We start from the raw sequence: 22,254 nt of genomic DNA, 5'->3' as shown, positions 1-22,254 counted from the left end.
GTCACCCCTGCCGTACTTCCGCGAGTGTCACCGGCCGGTGCTCGTGCAGCGACCGGGTGCAGGCCTCCGCGATCCAGCCCGCCTCCAGCGCGTCCTCGATCGTGCAGGGGGAGGGCCGGGTGCCCGCCACCAGCTCGGTGAACGCGGTGAGTTCGGCGCGGTAGGCGTCGGTGAAGCGGTCCATGAAGAAGTCGTGCGGGGTGCCGGCCGGGAAGGTCACGCCGGGCTCGACCGAGCGGAGCGGCAGCTGGTCGTCCAGGCCGACGGCGATGGAGTCCTCGAAGCCGTGCAGCTCCATGCGGACGTCGTAACCCCTGGCGTTGTGCCGGGAGTTGGAGACGACCGCGATCGTGCCGTCGTCCAGGGTGAGGATCGCGCCCGTGGTGTCGGCGTCGCCCGCCTCCTTGATGTAGTCGGCGCCCCGGTTGCCGCCGACCGCGTACACCTCGGTGACCTCGCGGCCGGTCACCCAGCGGATGATGTCGAAGTCGTGCACGGAACAGTCCCGGAAGATGCCACCGGAGGCGGCGATGTACGCGGCCGGCGGCGGCGCCGGGTCCAGGGTCGTGGAGCGGACCGTGTGCAGCTTGCCCAGTTCCCCGCTGCGTACGGCCTCCCGGGCGGCGACGAAGCCCGCGTCGAAGCGGCGGTTGTAGCCGATCTGGACCGGCACGTCACTGCCCTGGACGGCCCTGAGTACCTCGACGCCCTCCGCCATGGTGCGGGCGACGGGCTTCTCGCAGAAGACCGGCACGCCCGCTTCGACTCCGGCCCGGATCAGCGCCGGGTGGGCGTCGGTGGCCGCCGCGATCACCAGCCCGTCCACCCCCGCGGCCAGCACCGCCTCCGGGGAGTCGGCGACCTCGGCCCCGAACCGCTCGGCGGCGGCCTTGGCCGCGTCCGCGAGCGGGTCGGCGACGACGAGGGACTCGACGGCGCCGAGTCCGCAGAGGGTCTCGGCGTGGAACGCGCCGATGCGGCCGAGACCGAGGATTCCGATACGCATGGGTTGAACAGTTCCTTTCGGTCACGGAAGTGACGTGGTGGTGCCATTCTTGTGGTGGTCGCGCCGTGCAACCTGCCTACGACACCGGCAGGTTGATCCACCGCCCGCTCTCGGCCGACCGCGCCATGGCGTCCAGCACGGCGGCGCTGCGCACGGCGTCCGCGAGTGTGGCGCCGTACGGCGTGTCCTCGGCGACGGAGCGCAGGAACCGGTACGCCTCGATGACCTTCAGGTCGTCGTAGCCCATGGCGTTGGCCGCGCCCGGCTGGAACGCGGCGAACTCGCCCGCGCCCGGGCCGACGTACACCGTGCTCACGGGCTGGTCCTGGTACGTCGTACCGCGGCTGACCCCGAGTTCGTTCATCCTCCTGAAGTCCCAGAACACCGCCCCCTTGGTGCCGTGCACCTCGAAGCCGTAGTTGTTCTGCTCGCCGACCGAGACCCGGCAGGCCTCCAGGACCCCACGGGCGCCGGAGGCGAAGCGCAGCAGGCAGTTGACGTAGTCCTCGTTCTCGACCGGCCCCGGTTCGCCGCCGGTGGCGAGCGCGTGGCCCGCGGTGGCCCCGGTCGGGCGGGCCCGCTCGGGGACGAAGACGGCGGTGTCCGTGGTGAGGGAGGCGAGGTCGCCGAGCAGGAAGCAGGCCAGGTCGGCGCCGTGCGAGGCCAGGTCGCCCAGGACCCCGCTGCCGCCGCGCTCCCGCTGGTACCGCCAGGTCAGCGCGGAGTCCGGGTGGGCGGCGTAGTCACTGAACAGGCGGATGCGGACATGCGTGACGGTGCCGAGCTCGCCGGAGGCGATCAGCTCGCGGGCGGCCTCCACGGCGGGCGCGTTGCGGTAGTTGAAGCCGACCGCGCCCTGCACGCCCGCCTTGGCGACCGCGTCGGCGACCGCGTGGGCGTCCTCGGCACTCAGGCCCACCGGCTTCTCGATCCAGATGTGCTTGCCGGCCTCGGCCATCGCCACGCCGAGCTCCCGGTGCAGGAAGTTCGGCGCGGTGATGCTGACGGCCTGGATGCGCGGATCGGCGGCGACCTCGCGCCAGTCACGGGTCGCGGAGGCGAACCCGAACCGCGCGGCGGCCTCCTCCGCGCGGCCCGGCACCTCCTCGGCCACCGTGACCAGCCGCGGGCGCAGCGGCAGCTGCGGATAGTGGTGCGGGAGGCGGACATACGCCTGGGTGTGCACCCGGCCCATCCAGCCGAATCCGACGACGGCGACACCGAGCGCATCCACCATGACAGCCCCTCACTCGGACCGGTCCATCTCCTGTCCAGGTCACGATGTCCGGACATGAACTGGGCTGTCAAGAAGCGCGAGGCCGCGCTGACCCGTCAGAGGTGGCCGGAGGGGCAGAGAGGGGGGCAGGGAGGCGGGCAGGCGCGGTCAGAGGTTGATGGCGTAGGCCTTGCGCAGCGTCTCGTGCACGGTCCACGTCGTACGGTCGCCCGCGCGCAGCACGGCCATGTCGCCCGGCCCGACCTCCAGCGTCGGACCGCCCTCGACCTCGATCGTCGCCGAGCCGCTGATCACGACGAACAGCTCGTCCGCCTCGGTGTCGGTGACCACGCCGGGCGTGATCTGCCAGATCCCGCGGATCTGCCGGCCGTCCGCCGACTCCCAGACCACCTTGCCCGTCACCTCGGGAGTCCCGGAGACGATCTGCTCCGGGTCGAGGGGCTCGGGTTCGAGGTCGGCGTCGGGGATGTGGAGAGCGAAGCTGTGCGTCATGAGGCCGACCCTAGCCAGCGCCCGTGCCGTGCCGCGGCAGACAGTGTGTGGGGCATACGGCCTGGTGGGAGGACACTTCGTCGGGCGTGGGGGCGGGGCGCGGACGGGTGGTGGACCGGCGGCCGACTGGCGGTGGCGCCGGGCCCGGGTGATCGTGGAGGGCATGGCTGACCGCACGGCGGCCACCGGTGAGCCGCACCGGGGGCACGACACGCGCGAGGCCGTCCTGTTCGGCGGGGTCTACGGCGCCGTCCTCGCCAGCTCGATGGTCGCCGCGCTCTCCAAGTACGGCCGCACCGACGCCGCCGTACGCCGCTACGACGCCGCCTGGCTGCTGGTGACCGCGCTGGCCTCCGCCCTCGCCCACGGCTACGCCCACTACATCGCCGAGCGGGGCGCGCACCGCCGCTGGGACGTGCTGCGGACCCTGCGGGACGAGTGGCCGCTGGTCGCGGTCGTCCTGCCCTCGGTGTTCCTGCTGGCGGGCGCCGGCTGGTACTTGTGGCCGGCCAACGGCGTCCAGTACATGGTGTTCGGCCTCAACATCGCGATCCTGTTCGCCCTGGGCATGGTCACCGCCCGCTGGTCGGCGCGGAGTTGGCCGGTCTCCGTCCTCGTGGGCGCGGCGGACGCGCTGCTCGGCGTGGGTGTGGTGGTGGCGAACGCGTTCATCAAGTAGGTTCCCGGGGCGCCTCTGGGCATGGAGTCGGTATGACCACCGAAGACACGAGCACCCAGGACGCCGGCACGGGGGCCGTCGCTACCGGGGCTGTCGACCCCGAGGCCGCCGACGCCGTGACCCGGCAGGCCCTCGACAGCTTCCGCGCCACCGCCGACCCCCGGCTGCGCGAGCTGCTCACCGCCCTGGTCGGGCATCTGCACGCCTTCGCCCGCGAGACCCGGCTGACGCAGGCCGAGTGGGAGCGGGCGGTCGCCTTCCTCACGGACACCGGGCAGGCCTGCACCGGCACCCGGCAGGAGTTCATCCTCCTCTCCGACGTCCTCGGCCTGTCCATGCTCGTGGAGACGCTCCACGGCCACCGCGCGCCGGGCGCCACCGAGTCGACCGTCCTCGGCCCCTTCCACCTGGCCGAGTCCCCGGCCCGCGAACTCGGCGAGAGCATCGACCTGGTGGGCGGCGGCGAACCCTGCGTGATCAGCGGCCGGGTCCGCTCGGCCGACGGCACCCCGCTGCCCGGCGCCGCCCTGGACGTCTGGCAGGCCGACGGGCACGGCTTCTACGACGTCGAGCGCCCCGACGTGCAGCCGCCGGGCAACGGACGCGGACGTTTCACCGCGGGCGACGGCGGCGGCTTCTGGTTCCGCACCTGCGTGCCCAGCCCGTACGCGATCCCCGTCGACGGCCCCGTCGGCGCCCTGCTCAAGGCCGCCGGCCGCCCCGCCCACCGGCCCGCGCACATCCACTTCATCGCCTCGGCGGCCGGACACACCCCGCTCACCACGCACATCTTCGTGGCGGGCGGCGCACATCTGGACTCGGACGCGGTGTTCGCCGTCAAGGACAGCCTGGTCAAGGACTTCGCCGTGACCGACGATACGGCCCTCGCCCGGCAGTTCGGCGTGGCGAACCCGTTCCGGCACGCCCGGTTCGAGCTCGTACTGGAGCCCGCACAGCCGAGGTGACCGGGGCACCCGCACAGGTGCGGTAGGCTTGACCTGCTTGATCACGCGGAACGCTCCGCGTGGCCCCGCAACGGGACGTGGCGCAGCTTGGTAGCGCACTTGACTGGGGGTCAAGGGGTCGCAGGTTCAAATCCTGTCGTCCCGACTTGCTTTTCGCAGGTCAGAGGCCGTTTCCACCGGATGGTGGGAGCGGCCTTTTTCGTGGGTGGTGGTTGGGTGGTCGTAAGCCGGGGCGTGGGACGGACGGCGCCGGGCAGGGCGCCCGTGGTATCCGAGGCAACGTCAGATAGCGGCGCCGCAGGAGTCGCGGACAGTGATCGTCGGCCGGAGCAGGACCTGCGACCCAGCAGGTACTTGGGCGGCGGCACGGCGGTCAGCGGGATCTCGTCGTCGTAGGCGACCGGCGCCAGGTCGTCCGGAACGCGCAACCCGGGCCGCCGCGCGGCGGCCTCCAGGAGGACCGCCTGCCGGTCGCCGAAGCAGACCGCCGCTGTGGCCCCCGCATGCCGCAGCCCGGCCAGGCAGCGGTCGGCGGCAGCCGGGCTCCACTCTTCCAGCGCTGCCCGGAACTCGCTGTCGGCCAGGCCGAGTTCGCGGACCGCCTGGCGGAAACCATGGCGAACCGGCTCGGCGGGCGGGCTGGGGATCCGCAGGACCAGGCCGATGGCCCGGTGGCCCAGCCGGGCCTGGCCCGGTCAGGGTGGGCACGAGCAGCAGCCCCTCGGCGCCCGCGTCGAGCATGTCGACGAAAGCCGTGCTCTCCCGACTCGAGCGGTGGGCCCGACGTCGTGAGCTCCTGGACTACGGAGGCGCGCAAGCCACCGCCCACACCTCGGCCACGGGCTGGCCCCCGGTGTCCCACACCTTCACCACCGGTGCCGCCAACACCTCCGCTACGGTCTTCTGCTACCTGCCGTCCGGGTCATCCACGTCCACCTGCGACGACCTCAGCCTGACCGTCGGCCCATTTTTCGCCCCCCCGTCGGCGGGTGTGAAGCGGGCAGGTGTGTGGTCGATCGGCAGGTCGGGGCGCCAGGCGGTGAGGATCTGGGCGCTGCACTCGAAGAGGTTCGGGGGCAGGGAGTCCAGTGGCCACCAGCGCCAGTCGCCGACGCTCTCGTCGGGCTGGTCGGTCGGCTCTCCGCGCCACCGTGTGACGAGCGCGCCGAAGGTGATGCGGACGACGTCGCCGGCCTGGTCGAGGAGCATGCCCAGGAGGCGGACGTCGGCGGGGTCCGCGTACAGGCCGGTCTCCTCGGCGAGTTCACGCACGACTGCCTCCTGCAGAGATTCGCCCGGCTCCACAGTCCCGCCGGGCAGCTCTCGTGTGCCCAGCCGGTGCCGGCCCAGGAGCAGGCCCCGGGGCCCGAGGAGCACGGCGCCGACGCCTACCGCCGCGCGGGCGACAGGCGGCCTCGCGGTACGGGGACGGGCGGTGATCCGGGCCGGTCGGTAGACCTGGAACAGCCGGTAGGAGGCGTGGTTGTTCTCCTCCGGCGCATCGAGGACGGTGACGCTCTTCACGCGAAGCCCGTACTGGACGAGCAGGTCTTCCCACAACTCGGGTGTGAGCACCCACATGTGCACGGTGAGGTCGTCGCCGTCCACCAGGCGCAGGATCTCCGGGCGTGGGGCGACGGTCGGGCTGGGGCCGTCGCAGGCGGAGTTGGTGTGCAGCACCGTGAAGCACAGGCGGCCCCCGGGCTTGAGGGCGGTCGCCAGGGCGGGCAGGAGTCGGTGCGGGTCGAGGAAGTGGACGGTACTGAGGGAGTAGATCACGTCGTACGGCGCAGCCGTGCCCAGGTGCTCGACGGCGTCGGCGTGGACCAGCCGCAGTCCCGGCACATCGGGGTAGCGGGCGCGGGCCCGCTCGAGCTGGCTGGGGGAAGCGTCGACGCCGTCGACCTGTGCGCCGGAGGTGCGGGCCAGGTGTGCGGCGTGCCGGGCGGGGCCGCAGCCGAGATCCAGGACGCGCAGGCCCCTCAGGTCCCCGAGGATGTCGTCCCCCGGCCCGTTCGCCGCGGGGCCCCAGGCGATCCGGTCCACTTCCGTCAGGGGCGTACCGCGCCGCAGGTGGTGTGTTCCGTAGGCGTGCCAGGCGAGGCGTGTCTCTCGCTCGATGTCCAACACAGGGGCTCCAAAGTCGAGTTCAGGGGCGGAGGGCGTAGCAGCGCAGCACGTCGAGATCGGCGGTGCGGACGTCGGACCAGCGTGTGGTGAGCATCGCGGCCTCGGCGGCGGTGATCCCGAGGTGCTTGAGGGGATCGCTGTCCTCGCGGCGGCCGGCGAGTTCGGTGACGACCCAGAAGATGCCGCCGGGTGCCAGGACTTGGCGGACGCGGTCGAGGAAGGCCGGCTTGTCGTCCATCCACCGGTAGACCAGACGGCAGGTGACGACCGCGTACGCGGGGTCCGGGAGGGCGCTGAGGTCGTCGGCGGTGAAGTCCATCAGATGCCAGGTCGGCCCGTCGTCGCGCTGCGCGTTCCGGGCTGCGGTGATGGCGCTGGGCGCGAAGTCTATGCCGGTGGTGCGGTATCCGAGCCGGTGGAGGCGACGGGCGAGGGCGCCGTCGCCGGTGCCGATGTCGAGAGCCGGGCGTCCGCGCCCGGGCCCGACATGATCCGCCAAAAGCGTGGCTTCGGCGCTGGTGACTTCCCGGTACCGGTGTCCGCCGGCCCAGAGAGGCTCCCAATAGTCGGGGCCGGCAGTAACAGTCGTCATTCGGCTCCTTCGCGAGCGGGCGGCACTGTTGGGCGCGGGATGACGGGTGCCGGCGCGTACTGGGCGGCCTGGGCGTCGAACATCGCGGCGTAGCGGCCCTGGGCAGCCATCAGCTCTTCGTGATTGCCCTGTTCGGCCAGTCGGCCCTGGTGCAGGACGTAGATGCGGTCGGCGTGCCGGACGCCGGACATGCGGTGGGTGACCAGGACGACGGCCCGGTTCGGGCCGGCGAGCCGGCGGATACGCTCGAAGGCGGCGATCTCCGCTTCCGGGTCGAGGGCGGAAGTGGGCTCGTCCACGATGAGGACGCCGTCGGCCGCCGAGGTGGAGCTGCGCCAGTGGGTGCGGGCCAGGCCGATCTTCTGCCACTCGCCGCCGGACAGTTCGCTTGCGCCGCGGAACATCCGGGCCAGCAGGCTCTGCAGGCCGTCGGGGAGTTTCGCGATGACGGGTCCGGCCCCGGCGTAGTCGACGGACGGCTGCAGGTCCTCGGGGCCGGCTTCATGGGCTGGGCGGCCGATCCGGATGTTCATCGCTGCCGTGACGGGCCAGCGTTGAAAGTCCTGGGTGAGCAGTGCGACGCGGTCGAAGAGGTGGGAGCGGTCCAGGGACGCCACCTCGGCATCACCCCATAGAACGGTTCCGCTCTGCGGCAGCAGGAGGCCCGACAGCACCTTCATCAGAGTGCTCTTGCCGGAACCGTTCTCGCCGACCACCGCGGTGACCGAGCCCATGGGCAGTGCGAGCGACACACCGTCCAGGGCAGGGGTCTGGCGGTCTGGGTAGTGGTAGGTGACCTGGTCGAGGACCACCTGCTTCACCCGCACCGGAACGGGATCGCCTCCGCCAGGGATGGCCCTGCGTGCGGCCTCGTTCAGGAAGCGGGAGTGATCGCGGACGTAGAGGGACTCCTCGTGCAGCTGGTTCACGTTCATCACCAGTGCGCCCAGGCTCGCCGAGCCGGAGCGGACGGCGATGACCGCGGTCCCGGCCACGGCCAGACTCATGTGCCCGCTCATGATCAGCAAGAACATGGTCCCGTACGTTGCCGCCATGGCCAGACCGGACATGGCGGCAGCGACCCACTCCGTGGCGGCCTTGCTGGAGGCCAGCCGCTCCTGCTCGGCTTCGGCGCTCTCGGCCATGCGCTGGTACCGGCTGAGCAGGAACGGACCAACGGCGTGGATGCGTACCTCCTGGGCTGCGCTGCGCTCGGTGAGCAGATTGCCGATGAGGCGGCCGGCCCGTACGTGCTCGATCCAGCTCATCACCGACACATATCGTTCTTGCGCCACGCGCATGGCACCCCAACCCCGTGGGGCGGCGATGAGGATCAGCATGGGCAGCAATGCCGGGTGCAGCGCGGTGAGCACGCCGGCCGTTGCGATCAGTGAGATGGTGCCGTTCAGGGCGGCCACGCACGCACTGATCATGCGGCGGGCGGATGCCGCACCGTACTGGGCGACGTCGATCAGCCTGCGGAAGTCCGGGTCCTCGATGGCTTCCAGTTCCACCGAAGCCGCGGCGGCCAGGTACTGAGTGGTGGCGATCCGCTCGACGAGAGGTTCCAGGCGGCCCGCCCGTGAGGTGGACCATCCGGCGAAAGCCGAGTTGACCACCGCGATCCCGGCGGCGGCGAGCAGCCCGGGCAACCCTGCGTGCAACCGCTGCACCGCCGTGCCCGAGCCGAGCAGCGCGTGCATGACCGCATTGACCGCGAGCAGCCCGACGGCTGCCGCGATACCTTGTCCGATCTCGCTGTATGTGACGGCAAGCAAGGCACGCCGGTCCGCGTCCCACGCCATGCGTAAGGTCGTCCCGACCAGCCTCGGCATGGAGCGCAGGGCGGACAGCATGGTCAGGTCGAGTTGCGCGTGCTCGTGTTCGGACCAGCCCGTGTCGTAGCGCAGGGGACCCCCGAACAGCTCATGTTCGGCATCGGAAACCCGGGGCTCGACCATCCGTACACGTCCGAAGAACCGCATCACAGGATGCCTCCTTGTGCAGGCCCCGGTCGTACTGCGCTCTGGGCGGCGTCAACCCGGCGCCAGGATCGGGTGGAGCACGGGACGGCCGGCTGGAGACGTTCGAATACGGCGGCAGGATCCACGAGGGCGGGTACAGGATTCACGGGGTCCTCCAAACGGACGCACAAGGGGTACTGGTGCTCTAACAACGTCCCCCGGATGGACCTGTAACGGGCAGTACCGGAGCAGATCGTGGACAGATGTTCTATGGGGCGGCTGCGGGCAAGCACGCCTTGCCCGGGGGCGTGCCTGTGTCACTCGAACGGCTCGGATCACCCCTTCGAGGCATTGCGGGAGACACGTCCGGGCACCCGACGACGGGTGTTCGCCTGGAACGTCACGGACGCCGGCTCCGACGGCGGCGAGGGCGAGCCGGCGGAACACGCCCAGGGGTTCTCTTCTGTCCCTCCGGTCCGCGGATTCTTCATGATTCCTGCCGGGTTTCGTCACTGCCGCGTCACAGGTGCTGCGCGGTGGAACCCCTGGTCAGGCGGCTCTGTCTCCGTCGGTGAGCACCGGCTCGGAGGCCGGCCGTCCTGTGCACGTCGAACCTCGGGGGACCCCATGCAGCACCGAAACACCATCCGCGTCGCCGCGTCGGCGATAGCAGCGATCGCGGCGACCGTGTCGCTGACCGCGTGCCAGTCGAGCGACGACGGGCACGCGTCCAAGGCGCCGTCCCAGGCCCCGACCATCGGGGCTCCGTCCCCCACGGCCCCCTCCGCCCCGGCCGCTTCCCCCGCGGCAGCCTCTCCTACGGCCTCCTCGCCGGCCGCCTCCTCGCCCTCGAGCCCGGCCGCCCCTGTCTCACCGGCGTCCGACACATCGACCCACGCCGTACCGACGTGCGCGGCCACGTCGCTGGAGGCGACGGCGTACCAGGCTGCCGTACGTCCGGACGGCACGGGCACCGGAGCGGCGGTCATCCAGTTCGTCAACGTGTCCGGCAAGCCGTGCGTCCTGCAGGGCCACCCGACGGTGGCCGGGGCGGGCAACGGTTCGCCCGAGCACAACGCTCCGCTGGCGGTGACCGCTGCCGGCGCCGCGTCGACCGTGAAGCTGGCGCCGGGCGGCAAGGCGTGGGTGAAGCTGACCTTCGTTCAGGTGCAGGGCGAGGGCGACGGCTACTGCGTGTCCGGCGCGAAGCCCGCCTCGTACCCGACGCTGGTGGTCGGGCTGCCCGGCGCCGGGGCACATCAAGTCGCTCTGACGGACGGGGTGTTCGCCGAGTGCGACAACAAGGTCACGGCGACGGCGGTCTCGGCGGCGAAGCCGTCCTGACGCCGGCGCGAGGGGGCGGGCGTCGGCCGTACCGTCAGCGGGCCGCTGTCGCGTTCACGGCGGCCCGCGCCGCCCGCTCCACCCGTGCGACGCCGTCCTGCATCGACGCGTGGCCGTCCGAGAGGACCGCGACGAGGTAGTGGTGGCCGCCCGTCGTGATCAGGCCGACGCTGTTGACGTCCCACAGCCCGGTCGTGTTCCGCTCCAGCCAGCCGTTCTTCAGGGCCCACCCGGAGCCGGCCGCCGCCGAGACGCCCCAGGACTGCTCGGTGGCGATCCGGCGCATCAGGGTGCCGATGTAGGCGCGGGACGCCTGGTTGAGCGCGGGCGCGGAGCCCGCCTTCGTGGTCGTGCCGGTGCCGAAGACCGCGCGCAGCAGCCGTATCTGGTCGCTCGCCGTCGTGCGGGTCAGCCCCCACTTGGCGCCGGGGCCGCCCGTGGTGGAGGTCAGGCCCAGCCGCTTGTTCGCCGCCTGGAGGCCGCGGGCGAGGCCGATGCGCCGCCAGAGGGCGTTCGCGGCCGTGTTGTCGCTGTGCTCGATCATCGTCTCCGCCTGGGCGCGATCCTGGGCGGTCAGGGCGTGCCCGGAGTCCTGCGCCTGCAGCAGCAGCGTGGCGAGGATGTCGACCTTGACGATGCTCGCGGTGTCGTAGGGGGCGTCGGCGCCGTACAGCGCGGGCTGCCGGCCGGTGGCGTCCAGGTCGAGCACCGCTGTCGTCACGCGCGGTGCCGGGGTCGGCACGGTGGCTGTGGCCGCCTGGGCCGGGCTGAGGGTGCCGGCCGTGACCAGCGTCGTCAGTGTGGCCGCGAGCACGCCGCAGAGCGACAGGGAACGGGTTCGGTTCGGCATGGAGTGAACCTAGACAAGACGCCGCCTCGGCGAAGTGACGGCTGCCACGAAAAGGTCGCTTTTCGGCTGTTTGTGAGCAGAGCAACAGATATGTGCACCAGTAGTCACCGAGCCTTGCACGGCGTGACTGGCAGGCTGTCGGGGAACAATGTGACCAGAGGGGCGGACCGGCACTCGGGAGGCGTCATGGGCACATCAGCGGAGCCACGAGTGACCGGCCTGGAGATCCGGTCCATCGACTACGTCCCCCTGGACGAGCGGCACGGCAAGCTCTGGCACCTCGGCCCGCTGTGGTTCATGTCCAACGCCCAGATCGCGACCCTCGCGGTCGGCCTGATCAGCATCACCGAGGGCGGCAACCTCATCTGGTCGCTGCTCTCCATCATCGCCGGCACCGTCATCGGCACCTTCTTCATGGCCTTCCACTCGGCCCAGGGGCCCCAGCTGGGCCTGCCGCAGATGATCCAGTCGCGGCCCCAGTTCGGCTACGTCGGCGCCCTCCTGGTGTGGCTCTTCGCCTATGTGCAGTACGCGGGGTTCAACGTCTTCAACAGCATCCTCGCCGCGGACTCCCTGCACACCACCCTGCACGGCAGCGTCAAGCTGTGGGTGGTCGTGGTCACCGTGATCGCGCTCGTCGTCGCGCTGGTGGGCTACGACATCATCCACAAGGCCGAGCGGTTCCTGACGTACACCTTCCTGGTCATCTTCGGGATCTTCACCGTCGGCGTCCTCGTCACCCTGCACTACCCGGCGGGCTCCTTCGACCTCGGCGGCTTCAAGTGGACGCCGTTCCTCGCCCAGTTCGGTGTCGTCGCCGGCTACCAGATCAGCTGGGCCATCTACGTCTCGGACTACTCGCGCTATCTCCCGCCGGACGTGACGGTCCGCAAGACCTTCTACTGGACGTACTTCGGCTCCGCGCTCGGCGGAATCTGGCTGATGGTGCTCGGGTCCCTGCTGGCGGCCTGGGCCGGCAAGGACTTCGAGACCATCAAGTCGATCAACGCGGCCGGCGACAAGGTGTTCAGCGGGTTCGGCGCGATCGTGCTGCTCTTCGCCGCCCTCGGCCTGGTGTCCGTCACCGCGCTGAACATGTACGGCGGTTCGCTGACCCTCATCAGCGCCATCGACTCGTTCAAGCGGGTCCGGCCCACGCTCGCGGTACGCCTGGTGACCTTGGGTCTGACCGCGGCGCTCTCCCTGGTCGGCGCGCTGGCCGCGACCTCCAACTTCCTTGAGAACTTCAACAACTTCCTGCTGCTGGTGCTCTACCTGTTCATCCCGTGGACCGCGGTGAACCTCATGGACTACTACGTCGTGCGCCGCGGCCACTACGCCGTCGCCGAGATCTTCAACCCGCACGGAATCTACGGGCGCTGGGGCTGGCACGGCATCACCGCCTACCTGGCGGGCTTCGTGGCCATGATCCCGTTCTTCTCCGTCGGGACCCTGTATGTCGGCCCCGCTGCCAAGGCGCTCGACGGAGCCGACATCTCCCTGTTCATCGGACTGCCGGTCTCCGCGCTGCTGTACTGGTGGCTGACCCGCTCGATCGACGTGGAGGCCGAGACGCGGGTCGCCGAGGCGGAGGCGGTGGCCCTGGAGCGGGCGGCACACGAGCACCGCGAGCCGTGAACGGCGAAGTTCCCCTGGCCGGAGGCGCGTTCAGTCCTGCGGGTCCGTCTTTCCCGTCGCGCCCGTCGCCTTCGCCGCCCACAGGCTCCGGACATGTCCCAGGTGCCGGGTCATGATCGCGTGCACGGCCGTCTCGTCGCGCTCCAGCAGCGCGTCGAGGAGTTCCAGGTGCTCCTCGGCCGAGGCCAGCAGGCGGCCCGCCTCGACCAGGGCGGTCAGGCCGTAGAGGCGGGAGCGCCCCCGCAGGTCCGCGACCACCTCGACCAGGTGGGCATTGCCCGCGAGGGCGAGCAGGCCCAGGTGGAAGCGGGTGTCGGCCTCGACGTAAGCGATCAGGTCGCCCGCCACCGCCGCGGTCACGATCTCCCGGGCGGCCGGGCGCAGCGCCTCCAGCGAGACCGGGTCGGCGGTGCGGGCCAGCTCCACCACGGTGGGGATCTCGATGAGCGCACGGATGTGCGTGTACTCGTCGAGCTGCTGGTCGGAGACGGCGGTGACCCGGAAGCCCTTGTTGGGCACCGTGTCGACCAGCCCCTCCTTGGCGAGGTCCAGCATCGCCTCCCGCACCGGCGTCGCGGACACGCCGAAGCGGGCGGCGAGCGACGGCGCCGAATAGACCTCGCCCGGCCGCAGTTCGCCCGCGATCAGCGCGGCCCGCAGTGCGTCGGCGACCCGCTCGCGGTAGCTGCTCCGCCGGCCGTCGAGCCGGGGGAGCGCGGGTGCGTCCGCACCCTGTGGACCCTGCGCTCTCTGTACCATGTCACGCATCATCGCAGACTGGCCATCGTCTGGTTGTCGCCCGGTCGTCGCAGCCTAGAGCACGAACCCTTCCGGGAAGGGATCGGTCGGATCGAGCAGGTACTGGGCGGTGCCGGTGATCCACGCGCGGCCGGTGAAGCTCGGCAGGACGGCGGGGATTCCGGCGACCTCGGTGGTGCCCAGCAGCCGGCCCGTGAACCGGGTGCCGATGAACGACTCGTTCACGAACTCGGTGTGCAGAGGGAGTTCGCCCCGCGCGTGCAGTTGCGCCATGCGCGCGCTCGTACCCGTGCCGCAGGGGGAGCGGTCGAACCAGCCGGGGTGGATGGCCATCGCATGCCTGGAGAGGCGAGCGGTGGCGCCGGGCGCGTACAGGTGGACGTGGTGGCAGCCGCGGATGGACGGGTCCTCCGGGTGCACCGGCTCCTCCTCGGCATTGATCGCCTCCATCAGCGTCAGCCCGGCGGCGAGGATGTCGTCCTTGCGGGCCCGGTCGAAGGGCAGGCCGAACTCCTCCAACGGCAGGATGGCGTAGAAGTTGCCGCCGTAGGCGAGGTCGTACGTCACCGTGCGCCCGTCGGCGAGCACCGCCTTGCGGTCCAGGCCGACGCTGAAGGACGGCACATTGCGCAACGTGACGTTCCTGGCGGCACCGTCCTCGACCGCGACCTCGGCCACCACGACGCCCGCCGGGGTGTCCAGACGGATCGTGGTCACCGGCTCCACGACCTCCACCATGCCGGTCTCGACCAGCACGGTGGCCACCCCGATCGTGCCGTGCCCGCACATCGGCAGATAGCCGGACACCTCGATGTAGATCACGCCCCAGTCGCAGTCGGGGCGGGTCGGCGGCTGGAGGATCGCGCCGCTCATCGCCGAGTGACCGCGCGGCTCGTTCATCAGCAACTGCTTGACGGAGTCGCGGTGTTCACGGAAGTACAGGCGTCGTTCGTTCATCGTCGCACCCGGTACGGTGCCGATCCCGCCGGTGATCACCCGGGTCGGCATGCCCTCGGTGTGCGAGTCGACGGCGTGCAGGACGAGCTTGCTGCGCATGCTCCGGCCTCCTTCTCAGCCTTCTCTCTCGGACTTCTCGAACTTCTCGGACTTCTCGAATTTCTTGGATTTCTCGGGCTTCTCAGGCGAGTCCGGCGGCCACGGCCTTCTCGGTGGCTGCCCGGACCGCGGCCTCCTGCTCCGGCAGCAAGGGCACGCGCGGCGGGCGCACCGGGCCGCCGTAGCGGCCGACGATGTCCATGGACAGCTTGATGGCCTGCACGAACTCCGTCTGCGAGTCCCAGCGCAGCAGCGAGTGCAGCTGCCGGTACAGGGGGAGCGCGGTGGCGAGGTCGCCCGCCACGGCGGCGCGGTACAGCTCCGCCGAGGCCGCGGGCAGGGCGTTCGGGTACCCGGCCACCCAGCCCTTGGCACCCGCCATGGCCAGCTCCAGCAGGACGTCGTCGGCGCCGATCAGCAGGTCCAGTTCCGGGGCCAGTTCGGCGATCCGGTACGCGCGGCGGACGTCGCCGGAGAATTCCTTGACGGCGTGGACGTGGCCCTCGCCGTGCAGCCGGGCGAGGAGTTCGGGCACGAGGTCGACCTTGGTGTCGATCGGGTTGTTGTACGCCACCACGGGCAGGCCCGCCCTGGCGACCTCGGCGTAGTGCGCGACCACGGAACGCTCGTCGGCGCGATAGGCGTTGGGCGGCAGCAGCATCACCGAGGCACAGCCGGCCTCGCCCGCCTGCTCGGTCCAGCGGCGGGCCTCGGCGGAGCCGTACGCGGCGACGCCCGGCATCACCCGCGCACCGCCGACCGCGGCCACGGCCGTCTCCACCACCTTGGCGCGCTCCTGGGCCGTGAGCACCTGGTACTCGCCGAGCGAGCCGTTCGGCACGACGCCGTCGCAGCCGCCCGCGACGAGCCAGGCGCAGTGCTCGGCATACCGGTCGTAGTCGACGGAGAGGTCGGCGCGGAGGGGGAGCGCGGTGGCGACGAGGATGCCGCGCCAGGGTCGGTTCTCCGAGTGGGTCATGAAGGGCCCCAATCCAATAGGGTGTGACATATTACTGTGCCATGTTGAGGTCTGCGTGGGGTGTGCGCGCGGTCAGTCCGGCTGCTCCACGGGCAGTTCGGCCAGTACCCCGAGCGGCACCGGCCGGGCGAACGGTCGTCGTCCCGGGGTGAGCGGGCAGCCGGCCACGCCCGCCACCGCCGGTGCGCAGACCCGGCCCTGGCACCAGCCCATCCCGGCCCGGGTCAGCAGCTTCACGGTGCGCAGGTCGCCCGCGCCGAGCGTGCCGGCGGCCGTACGGACCTCCCCGGCGGTGACCTCCTCGCAGCGGCACACCACCGTGTCGTCCGTGACTTGGTCCGCCCAGCCCGCGGGTGGTGCGTACGCGGCGTCGACAGCCGCGTAGAACTCCCGCAGCCCCTTGCGGCTCCGGGCGGCGGCGGCCCAGCCGCGCGGGTCGGGGGCTCTGCCGTACAGGCGGGCGGCGATCGAGCGTCCGGCGATGTGCCCCTCGGCCAGCGCGAGCGAGGAGCCGCCGATCCCGGTGGTCTCGCCTGCGGCCCAGACGCCGGGCACGTCGGTGCGCTGCTCGTCGTCGACGCGTACGTCCGTCCCGGACAGGGTGCAGCCGAGGGTCTCGGCGAGATCGGTGTGCGGCAGCATGCCGTGTCCGACGGCGAGGGTGTCGCACGGGATGCGTCGCGAACTGCCTGGCCGCGGACGCCCGTTGCGGTCCAGCGCGGCGACGGTGACCGCCTCGAGGCGCTCGGTGCCGTGCGCCTCGACCACGGTGTGCCGGGGCAGGGCGCGCACGCCGTGCCTCAGCAACTGCCCCGCGTACCAGGCGCCTTCGACGAGCTTGCCGGGCTGGGCGGCCAGCTCGGGTGCCCGCCGCAGCAGGGCCGCCGGTCCGGCCGCTTCGACCAGCGCGGCCACGCGGGCACCGGCCGCCACGAGTCCGGCGGCCACGGGCAGCAGCAGGACGCCGGTGCCCGCGACGACGGCCCTGCGGCCCGGCAGTACCAGGCCGCCCTTGAGCATGGCCTGCGCGCCGCCCGCGGTGACGACGCCGGGGAGCGTCCAGCCGGGGAAGGGCAGCACGCGTTCGTAGCCGCCGGTCGCGAGCAGGACGGCGTCGGCGCGGACGGTGACGCCCTCCTCCTGAGCGTCCTCGTCCTGGGCGGGCCCGCGGAGCGCGTGCACCGTGACCACGCCGGTGTCCGAGTCCCGCTGCACGCACCAGACATGATGATCTGTCAGATGAGTGATGCGTCCGGCGTCACGGTGCCGGTCGAGGGCGTCCCGCAGGCGTGTCCAGGTGCGCCACTGGTGGTGCAGGGCCTGCGGGCGGCGGGCGCCGAGGGCGGTGGCGGGCTGCCGCCAGAACTGGCCGCCCGCCTGTGCTGCCGCGTCCACGAGGGTGACGCGCACGCCGCGCTCGGCCGCCGCGAGCGCCCCGGCGAGGCCCGCCGGACCCGCGCCGACGACGGCGAGATGCGGTCGCTCAGCCATCGTCTCGCCCCGTTCCCCGCTGTGTGCGGATCACATCGCCCGGCCGCACGGCGACCAGACAAGCTCGTTGATTCGCCTGGTCGTTGACCGTCACCAGGCAGTCGAAGCACACGCCGATCCCGCAGAACACCCCGCGCGGAAGCCCGGCTTCGCGAGTGCTGCGCCAGGCGGTGACACCAGCTGTCCAGAGGGCTGCCGCGACCGTCTGGCCGGGCAGTGCCTCGACGGGCCGGCCGTCGAAGGTGACGGTGAACGCGGCACCCGGCCGGGCCCGGGTCAACTCCAGTGGATTCACGGGCGGTTGTCTCCCTTCTCCTTGAAGCCCTCCTCGGAGCCGATGTGCTCCTCGAAGTTCTCCTCGAACCGCTCCGGACGGAACGGCGTGAGGTCCAGCTCCGGCGTCTTCCCGGTCAGCGCCCCGGCGATCAACTGGCCGGTGCCGGTGGCCAGTCCGATGCCGGCGCCCTCGTGCCCGCACGCGTGGAACAGGCCCGGCACCCGCGGGTCGGGGCCGATCGCCGGGAGGTGGTCGGGCAGATACGGCCGGAATCCCGCGTAGGTCCGCAGCGCCCGCACCCGCTCCAGGAACGGGAACAGCCCGATCGCCCCGGCCGCCAGCGCCCGCACCGCCGGCAGCGACAAGGACCGGTCGAAGCCGACCCGTTCGCGGGTCGCCCCGATCAGGACCGGGCCGGCGGCGGTGCCCTCCACGACCGGCGAGGTCCGCAGGCCCGCCGAATCGCTCGCCACATCGGCGACGTAGTCCGCGGCGTACACCTTGTGCCGGACCATGCGCGGCAGCGGCTCGGTGACCAGGACGAAGCCGCGGCGCGGGAGCACCGGCAGCCGTACGCCCGACAGCGCCGCGATCTCGCCGCCCCAGGTGCCGGCCGCGTTCACCACCGCGGGCGCGTGGATGTCGCCCCGGTCCGTGCGGACGCCGAGCACGGCGCCGTCCGCCGAGCGCAGCACCCCGGTCACGGTCCGGCCCGTGTGCAGCCGCGCGCCGGAGACGCGGAGGAGGTGGGCCGCGGCCAGCGCGGGCATGACCTGGGCGTCCTGCGGGTAGTGCACCGCACCCGCCATCCTGGGCGCCAAGTGCGGTTCCAGATCGGGGAGTTCGTCGGGGCTGACCGGCTCGGCGGTGACCCCGGCGGCGCGCTGGCCCGCCGCGAAGGCGTGCAACGCGGTGAGTGTGGCGGGCGTGGTGGCCACCACGACGCCGCCCTTGGGCTCGTACTCGATCGACGCCCCGAGCTCCTCCGCCAGCTCCGCCCACAACCGGGTGGACAGCAGGGCGAGTTCCAGTTCGGGGCCGGGTTCCTTGTCGGAGACGAGCAGGTTGCCCTCGCCGGCACCCGTGGTGCCGCCGGCCACCGGGCCTCGGTCCACCACTCGCACGTCCAGGCCGGACCGGGCTGCGTACAAGGCGCAGGCCGCGCCTGCCATCCCGGCTCCGACGACCACGACATCGCAGGTCAGTCGCTTCGTCACGGCCAGTACTATGTCACATGTTTCTCTCCAAGGGGAGACCCCGGTCACACCCGCGCCGCGAAGCCACTCAGCGCAGCACGGCCGCCAGCAGGTCGGTACCCAGCGCCGTCAGGTCGGGCAGGCTGAGGGTGTAGCGGACGTAACGGCCGTGCCGCCGGGCCGAGAGCAGGCCCGCGCGGCGCAGCACAGCGAGGTGGCGGGAAACCTCCGGGCGTGAAAGTTCCCAGACGTGGGCCAGTTCAGCGGTGGTGCGCGGGCCGCGGGCCAGGGTGCGCAGCAGCCGCAGCCGTACCGGATGTGAGAGTGCTCGCGCCCCACGGCCCGGCCGCCCTCTGGGGCAGCCTGGCCGCCGCGACGCTTCTCTCCGCCTCCGCCGTCGCCACCGAGAAGGATCAGGGAACTCGGCTCAGCGATGGTCCTGGGCGCCCTTCCTGGACCGGGCGGGGCATCCCGCGCGGATCTGGGACCCCCTGCCGCAGCCTCAACGGTGGTCAGGGCGGGGTGAGATGACACGGCGTGGCCGCGGACATCACCTCCCCCGGGGATGATGTCCGCGACCGCTTCCCCCCGGCGCCGGACTGTGGTCGTTCAGTCGTACGGTCGTCCGTGCCGTCACCAGCACATGACCGCGGTCTCTCCCGCACCCCAGGTGGAGCAGAGGCGGACCCGGACGACGTAGCGGCGGCCCGTGACGAACCGGACCCTGACGGCGGCGTTCTGCGAGGTGCCCCCGTCGTCGTGGCCCGCGAGGAAGCGCGGCTCCCCGTCGCGCTCCTCGAAGACCACCAGCACGGTGTCGGCGTCGCCGAAGGTGCCCACGGTGTAGTCGCGGGTCTCCGGCGGCTCGACGGTGAAGTCGGCCTGCTCACGCGGGCCGAGCGCGAGCGGAGCCGAGCGGAACGGCACCAGCGCGGCCGGCGGCCGGGGCGCCGGCGCGGGCGGGTACCAGCGGAGCGCGAACTCCTTGTCGGCCGGGGACAGTACACCGGGCGGCCGCAACCCGCCCCGGTACCGCTCCGGCTCCAGGATCAGCCCCGGCCCGAACGGGAACTCCATCACCGACTGCGGATCCCACACCGGGCCGGCCGCCTCGCAGGCGTCCAGCTTGCACAGGATGTTGTCGTAGGTCGTCTGCCGGTTCCAGAAGTGGGGCGGGCCCGCCAGCTCCGCGTACACGGCCTCGTCGTCCCAGTGGATACCGGCGAACGGACTCTGGTGCTCGTGCAGCATGCCGAGCGCGTGCCCGATCTGGTGCAGCACCGTGGCGCGTTCGCCCGGCGCGGTCACGTCCCAGCCCAGGTTCATGGTGCGCTCGCCCCGGCCGACCGACAGTGCGTCGCGGCCCACCGCCGACCAGGACCCGGCACCGGCCTGGAACCCGATCCGCAGCTCCGCCTCGTGCCGGTCGCCGACCTCGGCGAAGGTGATGCCGATGCCGAGGTCCTGCCACTCGCGGAAGCACTCGCGCACCACGTCCTGCTGCTCCTTGCCGCCGGCCCACGGCACCCGCCGCAGCTCCCCGGTCCCTGGGACCGGGATCACCGAGGCGTCGGAGTCGGCGTCGTAGAAGTGGTAGTGCAGGACCGTGCCGTTGACCCACATCCGCCGCCCGCCCAGCAGCGCACCCAGCCGCTCGGCGGTCAGCCCCGGCGGGAAGGCCGGTGCCGACTGCTGCGGGAGCGAGCAGAGACGTCGGGTCATGCGCCCAGCGTGCCGCTCCCGCCGGGCACGCGCCTGAGTCGGGGGCTACTCAAGTCGCTGTGTATCAAATCTGAGTAATCGCACTCCAGTTGATGTGACGACTTACGAACGGGGTGCAAGGACTGACGTGGGGACCGACGCGAGGGCGCTGGAGCTGCCCTGGCCGTTCACCGGCCGGGAAACCGAACTGGAGCTGGTGCGTGGGTCGTTGGCCGCGGGACAGCCCGGCATCGTGGTGACCGGGCCGGCCGGTCGCGGCAAGACCCGGCTGATCACTCAGGCGGTCCGGGGCACGGACTGCGTCCGGGTGACCGGGACGCCCGAGGCCCGGGGGCTGCGGTTCGCGGCCTTCGCGCACCTGCTGCCCGACACCGTCTCGCTGCACGGTGCGGTCCACATCCTGTCCGGAGTGCGGCTCCTGGTCGTGGACGACGCCCAGCTGCTGGACGAGGCCTCCGCCGCGCTCGTGCACCAGCTCGCCGTGCACGGACGCACCCGTCTGCTCGTCGCGGCGGCGGACGGTACCCCGGCACCGGCCGCGGTGTCCCGGCTGTGGACCGGGGAGCTGCTGCCCCGGCTGGCCCTGGCGCCGCTGCCCCACTGCGACACCGCTCAACTGCTTGCCGCGGACGGACTGGAACCGCTCACCGTGCGCCGCCTGTACCGCGTGTGCCGGGGCGATCTGCGGCTGCTGCGCGAGCTGTTGGGGGCGCTGCGTGGCTCGGGCCGCCTGAACCGGCTTGCGGGGACGGGCCAGTGGGCGTGGCGCGGCCCGCTGCCGGTCACCACGGCCGTACGCGAGCGCCTGGCACCCGCCCTGGAGCGGACCGGCCCCGGCGAACGTGACACCCTGGAACGCCTTGCGTTCGCCGAGCCCCTGCCGCTGCCCCTGACCGACTTCGACGTCGACGTCCTCGAACGCCTGGACGAGGACGGCCTGCTCCACGCCGACGAGCAGGGCGCCGTCACCCTGGCTCACCCGCTGCACGGACCCGCCCTGCGCGCCACGGCCGGGCGGCTGCGGGCCCGTCGGCTCGCCCGCACCCCGGACCGCCTCCGGCCCGCCCTGGCGACCGAACAGGCCGACCTGGAGCGGAGGTTGGCGGAGCTGGATGTGCGGTCCGTGCCGACGCCGGTGGGGGACTGGCTGCCGGCCGAGGGGCTGCCCGTGCCCGCCGGATACGCCGCCGCGCGCGCCCGGCACGCCCGGCTGCGCGGAGAGCTGCGGGAGGCGGCGGCCTGGGCCCGGGAGGGGCTGCGGGCGACCCCGGCCGACACCGGCTGCCGTACCGAACTCGACCTGGCGGAAGGGATGTCGGCGGAATGTGCCGCACCTGACGCCACGCCGGCCGACCGCGCCGCGGACGACGACGTCCTCGCCCGCTACGACGCCGTGCGCCTCGGCGCCCCAGAACGGGCGGCCGGACGGCTGCCGGCCGACGGGGTGTTCGCCCGGCACGCCGACGCCCTCGCCCGCGGCGACGGACCCGCCCTGGACCGGGTGGCCGAGGCGCTGGAGGAGCGTGGCTTCCTGCTGTTCGCGGCCGAGGCGCACGCCCAGGCCGTACGGGCGCACCGCGATCCCCGGGCCGCCCGCCTCTCCCGCACCCGCGCGGTCACCCTCGCCCGGCGCTGCCAGGGCGCCCGGACCCCGGCCCTGTCCGGACTCGTCCTCGGTGAACTCACCGCCCGGCAGCGGCAGATCGTCACGCTCGCGGCGGCAGGTCTGAGCAACCGGCAGATCGCCGAGAAGCTGACCCTGTCCGTCCGCACGGTCGGCAACCACCTGTACGGCGCCTACGCCCGGCTCGGCGCGAGCGACCGTGGCGCGCTGCCGTGGCTGGTGGACCAGCCGGAGCAGAGGTCGGCCTGAGACC

20 protein-coding genes, 1 tRNA gene and 1 pseudogene are annotated in these 22,254 nt (G+C 72.3%); 6 read left to right on the top strand and 16 right to left on the bottom strand.

The features are described from left to right. Window position 1: 1 nt before the first annotated feature. The 3 genes from ACWD3E_RS26870 to ACWD3E_RS26860 form a co-directional block, all read right to left on the bottom strand. The gene (locus ACWD3E_RS26870; RefSeq protein WP_451390124.1) at window positions 2-1,006 is read right to left on the bottom strand and encodes a Gfo/Idh/MocA family protein; all 1,005 of its coding nucleotides are present in this window, start codon (window positions 1,004-1,006) and stop codon (window positions 2-4) included. Between the two features lie 76 nt (window positions 1,007-1,082). Next, a complete protein-coding gene (locus tag ACWD3E_RS26865; protein ID WP_451390123.1) occupies window positions 1,083-2,243 on the bottom strand; it encodes a Gfo/Idh/MocA family protein in 1,161 nt (386 codons plus the stop codon). 147 nt (window positions 2,244-2,390) lie between these two features. After that, window positions 2,391-2,735, bottom strand: a complete 345-nt coding sequence (locus ACWD3E_RS26860; RefSeq protein ID WP_451390122.1) for a cupin domain-containing protein — start codon at window positions 2,733-2,735, stop codon at window positions 2,391-2,393. Between the two features lie 163 nt (window positions 2,736-2,898). On the opposite strand from ACWD3E_RS26860, the gene ACWD3E_RS26855 reads away from it, so the two are divergent. From ACWD3E_RS26855 to ACWD3E_RS26845, 3 genes are all read left to right on the top strand, one after another. Next, on the top strand, window positions 2,899-3,414 hold the full coding sequence (locus ACWD3E_RS26855; protein WP_451390121.1) for a hypothetical protein: 516 nt from the start codon (window positions 2,899-2,901) through the stop codon (window positions 3,412-3,414). Between the two features lie 32 nt (window positions 3,415-3,446). Then, the gene (locus ACWD3E_RS26850; RefSeq protein WP_451390120.1) at window positions 3,447-4,379 is read left to right on the top strand and encodes a dioxygenase family protein; all 933 of its coding nucleotides are present in this window, start codon (window positions 3,447-3,449) and stop codon (window positions 4,377-4,379) included. Window positions 4,380-4,450: 71 nt separating this feature from the next. Further along, a tRNA-Pro gene (locus tag ACWD3E_RS26845) sits at window positions 4,451-4,524 on the top strand. Here ACWD3E_RS26845 and ACWD3E_RS26840 read toward each other — a convergent pair. From ACWD3E_RS26840 to ACWD3E_RS26825, 4 genes are all read right to left on the bottom strand, one after another. Beyond that, the gene (locus ACWD3E_RS26840; RefSeq protein WP_451390150.1) at window positions 4,490-5,059 is read right to left on the bottom strand and encodes a substrate-binding domain-containing protein; all 570 of its coding nucleotides are present in this window, start codon (window positions 5,057-5,059) and stop codon (window positions 4,490-4,492) included. The genes ACWD3E_RS26845 and ACWD3E_RS26840 overlap by 35 nt on opposite strands. A gap of 226 nt (window positions 5,060-5,285) precedes the next feature. After that, window positions 5,286-6,506, bottom strand: a complete 1,221-nt coding sequence (locus ACWD3E_RS26835; RefSeq protein WP_451390119.1) for a bifunctional class I SAM-dependent methyltransferase/NUDIX hydrolase — start codon at window positions 6,504-6,506, stop codon at window positions 5,286-5,288. A 22-nt stretch (window positions 6,507-6,528) separates the two neighbouring features. Further along, window positions 6,529-7,101 carry a class I SAM-dependent methyltransferase gene (locus ACWD3E_RS26830; protein ID WP_451390118.1) on the bottom strand — a complete coding sequence of 191 codons (573 nt, stop codon included), beginning with the start codon at window positions 7,099-7,101 and terminating at the stop codon, window positions 6,529-6,531. After that, complete coding sequence (locus tag ACWD3E_RS26825; protein ID WP_451390117.1) at window positions 7,098-9,086, bottom strand: ABC transporter ATP-binding protein; 1,989 nt, start codon at window positions 9,084-9,086, stop codon at window positions 7,098-7,100. The genes ACWD3E_RS26830 and ACWD3E_RS26825 overlap by 4 nt, the downstream gene beginning before the upstream one ends. Before the next feature lie 606 nt (window positions 9,087-9,692). Between ACWD3E_RS26825 and ACWD3E_RS26820 the strand changes: the two genes are divergently transcribed. Next, complete coding sequence (locus ACWD3E_RS26820) at window positions 9,693-10,409, top strand: DUF4232 domain-containing protein (protein ID WP_451390116.1); 717 nt, start codon at window positions 9,693-9,695, stop codon at window positions 10,407-10,409. A 34-nt stretch (window positions 10,410-10,443) separates the two neighbouring features. Here the strand turns inward: ACWD3E_RS26820 and ACWD3E_RS26815 are convergent, their stop codons facing one another. Then, window positions 10,444-11,259, bottom strand: a complete 816-nt coding sequence (locus ACWD3E_RS26815) for a serine hydrolase (protein WP_451390115.1) — start codon at window positions 11,257-11,259, stop codon at window positions 10,444-10,446. Between the two features lie 186 nt (window positions 11,260-11,445). Between ACWD3E_RS26815 and ACWD3E_RS26810 the strand changes: the two genes are divergently transcribed. Then, a complete protein-coding gene (locus tag ACWD3E_RS26810; RefSeq protein ID WP_451390114.1) occupies window positions 11,446-12,897 on the top strand; it encodes a purine-cytosine permease family protein in 1,452 nt (483 codons plus the stop codon). Window positions 12,898-12,927: 30 nt separating this feature from the next. Here the strand turns inward: ACWD3E_RS26810 and ACWD3E_RS26805 are convergent, their stop codons facing one another. The 8 genes and pseudogenes from ACWD3E_RS26805 to absR1 form a co-directional block, all read right to left on the bottom strand. After that, window positions 12,928-13,668: a GntR family transcriptional regulator gene (locus ACWD3E_RS26805; protein ID WP_451390113.1), complete on the bottom strand. Its 741-nt coding sequence runs from the start codon at window positions 13,666-13,668 to the stop codon at window positions 12,928-12,930. 42 nt (window positions 13,669-13,710) lie between these two features. Then, entirely contained in the window at window positions 13,711-14,712 is a 1,002-nt protein-coding gene (locus ACWD3E_RS26800; RefSeq protein ID WP_451390112.1) for a proline racemase family protein, read from the bottom strand. A gap of 82 nt (window positions 14,713-14,794) precedes the next feature. Continuing rightward, window positions 14,795-15,691, bottom strand: coding sequence for a dihydrodipicolinate synthase family protein (locus ACWD3E_RS26795; RefSeq protein ID WP_451390111.1), 897 nt, complete (start codon window positions 15,689-15,691; stop codon window positions 14,795-14,797). A 72-nt stretch (window positions 15,692-15,763) separates the two neighbouring features. Then, a complete protein-coding gene (locus ACWD3E_RS26790; protein ID WP_451390110.1) occupies window positions 15,764-17,182 on the bottom strand; it encodes an FAD/NAD(P)-dependent oxidoreductase in 1,419 nt (472 codons plus the stop codon). Beyond that, window positions 17,175-17,477, bottom strand: coding sequence for a (2Fe-2S)-binding protein (locus ACWD3E_RS26785; protein ID WP_451390109.1), 303 nt, complete (start codon window positions 17,475-17,477; stop codon window positions 17,175-17,177). Before ACWD3E_RS26785 ends, ACWD3E_RS26790 begins: the two co-directional genes overlap by 8 nt. Then, on the bottom strand, window positions 17,474-18,676 hold the full coding sequence (locus ACWD3E_RS26780) for an NAD(P)/FAD-dependent oxidoreductase (protein ID WP_451390108.1): 1,203 nt from the start codon (window positions 18,674-18,676) through the stop codon (window positions 17,474-17,476). Before ACWD3E_RS26780 ends, ACWD3E_RS26785 begins: the two co-directional genes overlap by 4 nt. Window positions 18,677-18,743: 67 nt before the next feature. Beyond that, window positions 18,744-18,983: pseudogene (locus ACWD3E_RS26775) on the bottom strand (ArsR/SmtB family transcription factor); the annotation flags it as partial. 305 nt (window positions 18,984-19,288) lie between these two features. After that, a complete protein-coding gene (gene absR1, locus ACWD3E_RS26770; protein WP_451390107.1) occupies window positions 19,289-20,377 on the bottom strand; it encodes a beta-glucuronidase AbsR1 in 1,089 nt (362 codons plus the stop codon). Window positions 20,378-20,471: 94 nt separating this feature from the next. Here absR1 and ACWD3E_RS26765 point away from each other — a divergent pair, with 94 nt between their 5' ends. Next, the gene (locus ACWD3E_RS26765) at window positions 20,472-22,250 is read left to right on the top strand and encodes a LuxR family transcriptional regulator AbsR2 (protein ID WP_451390106.1); all 1,779 of its coding nucleotides are present in this window, start codon (window positions 20,472-20,474) and stop codon (window positions 22,248-22,250) included. The last annotated feature ends 4 nt before the right edge of the window (window positions 22,251-22,254 follow it).

The sequence above is a fragment of the Streptomyces sp. NPDC002676 genome (genome assembly GCF_053592455.1).
The sequence above is the reverse complement of the archived record's forward strand: the minus strand, read 5'-3'. Positions and strand labels throughout refer to the sequence as shown.